This is a genomic window from Vibrio sp. Vb1574, from assembly GCF_033338675.1.
Map to the genome: position 1 here is coordinate 64,176 of NZ_JAWOTC010000019.1, position 7,873 is coordinate 72,048.

At 42.4% G+C, this 7,873-nt stretch carries 9 protein-coding genes and 1 pseudogene; 5 read left to right on the forward strand and 5 right to left on the reverse strand.

What is annotated here, in order from left to right; all coding sequences use genetic code 11:
- Positions 1-94: 94 nt before the first annotated feature.
- Positions 95-280, reverse strand: a complete 186-nt coding sequence (locus tag R7O12_RS13685; protein WP_025576835.1) for a hypothetical protein — start codon at positions 278-280, stop codon at positions 95-97.
- A 172-nt stretch (positions 281-452) separates the two neighbouring features.
- On the opposite strand from R7O12_RS13685, the gene R7O12_RS13690 reads away from it, so the two are divergent.
- The gene (locus tag R7O12_RS13690) at positions 453-581 is read left to right on the forward strand and encodes a hypothetical protein (protein ID WP_004395831.1); all 129 of its coding nucleotides are present in this window, start codon (positions 453-455) and stop codon (positions 579-581) included.
- 154 nt (positions 582-735) lie between these two features.
- Positions 736-1,002, forward strand: coding sequence for a hypothetical protein (locus R7O12_RS13695; RefSeq protein ID WP_064377321.1), 267 nt, complete (start codon positions 736-738; stop codon positions 1,000-1,002).
- 231 nt (positions 1,003-1,233) lie between these two features.
- Here the strand turns inward: R7O12_RS13695 and R7O12_RS13700 are convergent, their stop codons facing one another.
- Together R7O12_RS13700 and R7O12_RS13705 are read right to left on the reverse strand one after the other, a co-directional pair.
- Positions 1,234-1,695 (reverse strand): hypothetical protein, encoded by a 462-nt coding sequence (locus R7O12_RS13700; protein ID WP_064377323.1) that lies wholly within the window; start codon positions 1,693-1,695, stop codon positions 1,234-1,236.
- A gap of 87 nt (positions 1,696-1,782) precedes the next feature.
- A pseudogene (locus R7O12_RS13705) lies at positions 1,783-2,221 on the reverse strand (transposase); the annotation flags it as partial.
- Positions 2,222-2,619: 398 nt separating this feature from the next.
- Here R7O12_RS13705 and R7O12_RS13710 point away from each other — a divergent pair.
- Entirely contained in the window at positions 2,620-2,883 is a 264-nt protein-coding gene (locus R7O12_RS13710) for a cupin domain-containing protein (protein ID WP_250155004.1), read from the forward strand.
- 80 nt (positions 2,884-2,963) lie between these two features.
- Here the strand turns inward: R7O12_RS13710 and R7O12_RS13715 are convergent, their stop codons facing one another.
- Complete coding sequence (locus R7O12_RS13715) at positions 2,964-3,668, reverse strand: nickel/cobalt transporter (protein ID WP_170897313.1); 705 nt, start codon at positions 3,666-3,668, stop codon at positions 2,964-2,966.
- 259 nt (positions 3,669-3,927) lie between these two features.
- Positions 3,928-6,021, reverse strand: a complete 2,094-nt coding sequence (locus R7O12_RS13720; protein ID WP_140301922.1) for a TonB-dependent receptor — start codon at positions 6,019-6,021, stop codon at positions 3,928-3,930.
- 186 nt (positions 6,022-6,207) lie between these two features.
- Between R7O12_RS13720 and fes the strand changes: the two genes are divergently transcribed.
- The gene (fes, locus tag R7O12_RS13725; protein ID WP_053306971.1) at positions 6,208-7,527 is read left to right on the forward strand and encodes an enterochelin esterase; all 1,320 of its coding nucleotides are present in this window, start codon (positions 6,208-6,210) and stop codon (positions 7,525-7,527) included.
- A gap of 23 nt (positions 7,528-7,550) precedes the next feature.
- Complete coding sequence (locus R7O12_RS13730; protein WP_276419145.1) at positions 7,551-7,697, forward strand: MbtH family protein; 147 nt, start codon at positions 7,551-7,553, stop codon at positions 7,695-7,697.
- Positions 7,698-7,873 lie beyond the last annotated feature (176 nt).

Here is a 7,873-nt window from a genome sequence, read left to right on the forward strand (position 1 = left end):
CCAGCCCGAAGGCTGGTTCTTATAAACTCAACAGTCTAGAGGAAAATTATTCCCACTCGAATATCAACGAGCACAAAATACATCTAAATAACAGCTAGTTAGAAATACCACCTTTCTCGATACCATCATCTATACCATGCGCAGATTTTTTTTGAATTTTTGCGTCTCGTCGGCGTTTTAGTTCGGCCTTGCACCAAGCTGAGGATTCTTTCATATCGCGACGAAGCTCTTGTATCTCTTCAACACTAAGCCGTCGTGGGCCCGAGGTAATTCTATCCATCTTGTGCCTCCAGCTTGTCGAAGTACATTTTAAAACGCATCAAAACATGAGTTACTAGCAAGAAATATTGGGGATATTTTTAGATTGTTTTTCATACACATCTTGAAAGCCATCAACACTGCCCAAAGATTATACAACGAGGAATAACCTCGTTAAATAAAAGGATCAAATCATGGGTTTGAAACCAGGGCCAAAACCAATAGCCAAGTCGACCGGCAAGCCAGATCAACGTCGACGTGACAACAAAAAAACTCCAGGCAACACTCCGGGCTTAAAGCCAAGCAAATCCTCGACCAAGTAACGCTACCTCAATATCGAGTAGGTGTAAGTGGTACTGACTCTTGTTGCTAAAGCCCAAAACACGCTTTTGCCCCTTTCCTTGTTTCAGAGCTAATTTCTAGCTGCTCACTATGCTATAAATTATCTAATGTCATTTTTGAATCGAGAAGTAAGTTATGAGTAAAAAACTGTTGCCAGAAAAAGACCTTTTAGAAGGATTAACAAGTCATACTGCGCACACCGATGAATTCGTGACTACAAGTAAAAAAGATTGGGGGGCTTATTCGGAAGGTGCGGATAAGGCGGATATTGACTTTCTAGTTGAACGACGTGATGTTTTTGACTCTTCCCGAATTGAATTTGAGGAAGATGAACAAGACCGAGAACTAGTTAAGCAGAGAGAAAACTCCCCAGAAATTGACGTTGATATTGATGAGTTGTGAACCAGTATGTTTGTGTTTCGGATTTAATCACCAGAATCAAAAATGCCCCAAGTGTATCAACTTCTCATTTGTTTGAATTGCCACCCGACCGAAAAATAACAAAAGTTAGATTTAGCGATGATATGAGCGTAAAAGCTACGCTTTAGTCACTTAAATTGGATCATTTAGGGCTGGATCTATACGAACGAGCTAAAGAGCAGAGTAAATATTTAATAGTAACTAAGAATATGCCTAACTCTTCTTTGAGAGATCCAGAGCTATGGTAGATTGATAGAACGGAGCTGAGTAATCCTGAAAGATATGGTTGAATTGCTCACGGCTATCAAGCACAAAAGCAACTCGAACGTGGTCTAGGTTGTATGTCGTCAAAATAGAGCGTAACCAACCCGCCAACGAACTCTCCAAAAGCGCTCTACAGCCTACGAACCACACCCATGTTTGCTGATCACTTCGAATAACATCTAAGATTTCTGACTTGTATCGATAACCATCTCCCATTGAAGTTAGGTCGATGTACACAACATTAGCTCCCAGTCCATGGTTAATGCGATTGTACGTATCTTGAAGTTCTTTACCGCATTCACTATCAAATGTGTGAAACCTCATTACGCCCAACTCCCAATAGCCGTGTATTAAGCGTTCTGGTGTACCTACAGGCCAGCTATCAAAGGTGTATAAGTTATCTTTACGCATCTACGAAACTTATTGTTATGAACGGATTAGAGAAGTGAAGCCCAATGGCTGGACACATAAGCCAATATCTTAAGTGATTGAACCAGCTCATACAGCGTAGCTCTGTCTGTCAAAGTAGACTTAATCAGGGTGAGGTCATTGAGTACCTGGTGTTTACGCTCCTCATTATAAAACACCATGTAGTGCCCGATTTCAAGCTCTGCTTCACGGGGTGTGCTGTAATCTTTTAAGCAAATCTCCTCGTATTACAAACTTCTCAATAGTCGCTCAATAAAAAGATTGTCAATCCAGCGACCTTTTCCGTCCATGTTGATCCATATCCCCCTGATTGAGCAACCTCTGTGTGAACTCAGTGCTAGTAAACTCGCAGCCCTGATCGGATAAAGATATCGGTGGTCCGTAGCATTGGAGCACCTCTTCGAGAGCCACGATACATAAAACTTGTACCCTTGGTGTTCGATAACCGCGAGGACAACACCTTACAGTTATACCAGTCGATAATGACAACCAAGAACAGGAACCCTTTTGTTGATAGTTCGTTCATTTACAAGAAAGTTTGTCACTTTTTTCTCTGTCGGTTTAACTTGACAGAGGTGATATGAACTGCCTATAGCAAACACGCCTTTGCCCCATTATAAGACAGAGTAAATACTCATTCATATCCTGTTAATTGGGTTTTGCCTTACTAAAAGTAATCCATTCTTCTAATGCTATTCGTTGTTAATCCTCGTGTTGTATTACGGGGGCTCTTAAGTTGTCAACATCGTACACAGAACCACCATGTTGTATTTATTCAACATGGTGCATTTAGAAAGAACGTCTTCCCCCCAACGGTATCCTTAAACCTTGCTCGAGGAGCTTTGCCACCCATCGTCCGTTTAAGGTTCGCAGGTATAAATTGACTTGAATCGGGAGTTTGCCAACTTGCTTCACCGTTTTTTCTGGCGTCCAATTGATGGTTGGTACGTTATCTTCGGTTTCGCCGAAGGTGAAGAAATGAGCGAACATACTGCAGCAGTGTCAGCGATTGCACAAATACTCGAAGGAGAATGTACGTTCACGTTAGAAGAAGAGGCGAAGGAACTAAAAGCTGGCGCTTGGTTGTTGATGGACGCGCATTTGCCTCACAGCATTATCGCGAAAACGCCATTGAAGCTGATGCTGTACCTGTTGCGCGAGCCTAAGTAACACGCAGTATTGAAATACAAATCAATGTAAATTCAGCCCCAACCAAGTGTTGGGGCTTTTGCGTTTATTGCTGGCGGTACTTATCTGACGAAGTTCTGCAATCCTGCCACGCTGGCAAAGTTATAGAGAATAAAGCCCGATGCCACCATGGTGACTGCTAACACGAGGTTAAGCGTATTGCTCAAGTTGGCATTGGGTTTGGCGCTGTGATTTTTCATTTGGCGTTGAATCGTTAAAGCGTTGAACACCAATATCGAGTTGGTCATTGCCGTTCCTAAAGCCATCACGAATGTCGCGACCATGCCCCACATTAAGCTGCCTAGCATGTTAGAGAGAAACAGAACTAACACCGCCCCAGTACAAGGGCGGAAGCCGATGAGTAGCAGTGCTTTCCATGAAATATTGTCATTAGAACCTGCGGAATCATCATCTTCTTGAGATCGTGTTTGCTTGATGCGGCGCTTGGCCACCGACGCAAACTCTTTCAGCGCCAATAAAACAATAAACACCGCACAACCTTGCGTCAGCAGACGAACATTATCGGAAAGGCTGAAAGCAAACTGCTCTGCAATCTTGGCAGTAATCACGAAAAGAATGCACGCGCTCGCGGCTTGTAGGGCGGCAATAATCGCCATTAACACAAGTGCTTGTCGGCGACGGTAGCCATGAATCAAGCTCATTGACGTCACTGCCGTTTTACCGTGTCCAGGGGCAACCGAATGCAGTAAACCATACAGAAAGCTGAAGCCCAACAAGTACAACAGTTGCCCTTGGCTGATGAGCATCAGGTATTCACTGATATACCGTAGTTAATCATTTTAGCTTTGTGAAGAAAAAAATGGATTCCTTTGGAATCCATTGAGTTGACTAATTGCGATTCTTTATTTTGTCTTTGGTAGGGAGTAATACTATTCTCTATACATGCCGTACACACAAGTCACGATGTACTTAATAAACGTTACGAAAAAAGCAGATTTATCTGCCTTAATAGACAATACATCCTTAAGTTACTATATAACAATAACATCGGAGCACTTTGTGTTGTTAGAATTGGTAATCAGCCACAAGACCGAATGTACGAGGTCCGCCCATTTCGATAAGATCATTCTTATGGCGAAGAACGTAATCTTCATCTGTTGCATTCTTAATGTAGGCCCGAATGGTGAGATCATTCATGGCATAACCTGCATTGAGATTCAATATGGTGTAGTCGCCTGCTGACGTACTTCGGGTGTTGGCGAGATCTGTAAAGTAATCCGTTACGTGATTAACACGAGCACCAAAGAAAATGCCCGAATCTAGCTGTTGGGTGAAGCCAAGACCAGCCGACACTTCAGGTGCATAACTGAACTCATTCCCATTTAAGTTTTCAACAGTACCGCTTGGTCCTTCGGTGATTTCTGTTTTTAACAAGCCTACAAATGCGAATACGTCCAGACCTGAGTCAAACCAGTAATTGGTTTCAACTTCAGTACCGTATGTTTTTCCTTTAGGGATGTTTGCTATGTAATTGTCGAAACGATTTCCACTGTCACCATACACGACCGTTTGATAGTTTTCATAGTCGTTGTAGAAGACATTTGCAGTCAAACCAAGTCTATTTTCAAGGAAAGTTGAACGGGAACTTAGCTCATAAGTCCAGACTTCTTCCTGCTCAAACACAAAGACCTGTTGTTGGTACTCGTTGTATCCAAGTCCGCCAGCGTTGTATCCTTTACGAGCAGTAAGTCCAAGCATTGAATTGTCTGATACATTTAAAGTTACACCGACTTTTGGTAGCAAAATACCGTTACTTTCATCAGCATTGAAATCGAGTGGGAACCTTGCGTGGTCAAAATCACGCTTCAGCTCATCTTTTTCGTAACGAGCGCCAAGTAGCAAGCCCCAACGGTTATTGAGCTGGACTTTTGAATCGAAGTAAATTGAGTTGGTCAGAACTTTATCTTTACGCTTCATCGAGTCTGTTTGCGTATCCTGATCTTTGTAAAAACTGCTTACCCCGACAATGGCATTGTATTTGTCATCTAACGAGTTATAAGATAGCTTCGCTTCTGCGGTGTAGTTTTTTTCATCAACATCACCCCACCAGTCCGTACGAGGATAAGCTTTGAATTTCGTATTATAGTCTCGGCGCGCAAGCAATACATCAAGAGTTAATTCATCATTGATTAAGTAATTTATGTCAAAATTTGCATTCCAGCTTTCGGTTGTTTGACGTCGAGTACCGTTTTCATCAATGTATTCAAACTTACCTTTTTCAGAAACCAGATTTGTATATTGACCTTCTTCATTACGGCTAGCCAATGTTAGTTTTAGCGTAAGCTTATCGTTAGACATCGGTTTGAATAACAGCTTACCTCTCACATTATAGGATTCAACTTCAGAAGGGTCCCATGGATATTGGTCATTATCGGGCAGCGAGTAATCAATTGGTGTATTACCCTTTGTGCCCTCGGCGGCTAATCGAAATGCGAGCTTTTCAGACACGATTGGGGCAGAAACAACACCAGCTAAGTGATATTTGTCATCTTCGTTTTCGTAGCCACCACGAACTTTACTTTCAAAGTGGAACGTTGGATCTTTGGTTTTGATGACCACCGCGCCGCCAATACTATTTCGGCCTTGGTTGGTTGATTGAGGGCCTTTATAAATCTCTACTTGTTCTGTATCCCACAATCCGGCTTTACCAAAGGCTTCACCAGTCCATGACTCTGACACGCCATCAACGGTTGTATTCACCCTTGGTGTCGCTCCTGTCATGAAGGAAAGGAAGCCTTCACCAGGCCCACGACCATCGACACCTCGAATATGTGGAATACCAGAAGGGGCATTCAGTACATTCGGGACGCGATCGAGTAGATCGTAGTATGTTTGATCTTCGCCATTGTCTGCTTCATCAGTAAAAACGGTGACTGAGCTTGTGTTCTCAGCAAGTGTACCACCGAGTTTTTCACCAAGTACCACAATGGTTTCTAGGGTTGTTAGGGTTTCTTGGCCTTTCTTAGTATTGCTGTTGTTCACTTGCTCTGCTGAAAGAGTGGTGCTGGCTCCAAGGCAAATTACACCAATGAGCATGGCAAGTTTAGTCTTGCCAGTATTAGTGATGGTGATGCCACTGTTTAAATCCATGGGCTTCATGACCTGAGTATTCCTTAATAAAAAAAGAAGAAAACATTTGATGTTGTAACAACATTTATGTAAAAAAGTGTTGCAGCAATAATACTAATGATAATTATTATTATTTACAACAATGATGATATAAGTTTGTGCTATCTCATTACTAGAAGATATGCATGAAGTATCGACGTACAAGTTGGATTTGTGATGGATATAAAGGCTTTTCGAATAATAGAAAATAAAAATATCAATAGTGTTTTAAGTGGTTTGCTTGAAGATAATGAAGAAGTAGGAGCCCCATGTTGGTGGAACGAGGTGCAGACAAAAGGAACACCTTTTATCCTTTCCCAAGATAATACAAGCGTTGAGCTGCTATTTCTTTGGCGAAACACGGATGACAGTGTTAAGGAAATATACATTGATATCAATGGTATTACTGATCATCACAGCTTTGATATGGCAAGGCTTACTCATGTCAAAGGAACGGATGTTTGGTTTTATAAGGCAAGGGTAAACAGTACGTGGCGTGGGAGCTACACGTTTATTCCAGTGACACATGAACGCGTCCAACCAGCGTACCACGGAACATACCAAGAGAAACGCACCAAGCATCGGGAGTGGTTGAGAACCATTTTTCCTCTTAGTGTTCGCGATGATTTAAGTAAAAACAATTTGTCAGCCTGCGAATGGGGACGTTCGAAAACGCCGCTATCTATGCCAAAGGCAGTATCGCAAAGTGCTTGGTCAAGGTTCGATACAAAAAATGGCAATGTTCAGGCAGGAGCGGGCATGCAGCTGGCTTGGACTAGCCAGTGTTTAGGTAATGAGCGCTATGTTTGGTTGTATTCGACAGCCAGCGCTGACCAAATGGCTGAACTGCCATTGGTTTTAGTCTTAGATGGTCAATTTTGGTCTCAATCCATGCCTCTGTTCAGTGCGCTGACCGATGCGACGAGCAGCGGTCAGCTTCCACCTGCCTTGTATGTCTTCATTGATGAAATCAATGGAGCGCTGCGTAGTGAAGAATTCAGTTGCAACCCTTTGTTTTGGCAGGCTATCACTCAAGAACTGCTGCCGTTGGTTGGTCATTATTTCCCAATTACTAATGAGGCTAATCGTACGGCTGTTGTTGGGCAAAGCCTTGGTGGTTTGAGTGCGATGTATGCCGGATTGAACCATCCGGACCGTTTTGGTGCGGTTGTTTGTCAGTCGGGTTCATTCTGGTGGCCTGATTTTTCGTTAGTGAAGCCACCTAGTGAATATTCTCCTCTTCAAACAAGCGAACCTTTAACTCAAATGAGTCAATTGGTTCATTCTGGCCTTGGTTCTAACGTAAAGCTAAGTGTTTTTATGGAAGTTGGGTTAGGGGAAGACATCATGGTGGACTTGAGCCAAGACCTGTACCAGCAACTTAAGCAACAAAACCATCGGTTATCGTTTCGCACCTTTGATGGTGGACATGAACGCCTGTGTTGGCGCGGAGGCATCATTGATGGGTTGTCATATGTTTTTAATTTTGAATCCTGATTTTTCTATGATTGGAGTTAACTATGTCTGAGAAATACATTAATCCTTTTGACGAACCTGAAAACCAGTTCTTTGTGCTGATTAATCACAACAATCAATATAGTTTATGGCCTGAGTTCAAAGGGATCCCTCCTGGCTGGAAAAGCACATTTGGTCCGTCACTAAAGTAAGACTGCATTGATTATATCGAAGCGAATTGGCACGACATTCGTGTGTAAAAAACAAACAAATAGCCACGACGATAATAATTAAATTTCTAAGGAATAAACGGCTTTGTTGCGTAATTCGGACAGAAAACCAAGTCGTCCGAAATTGAATAATTATCAAACAATATACTGAGTTTCAG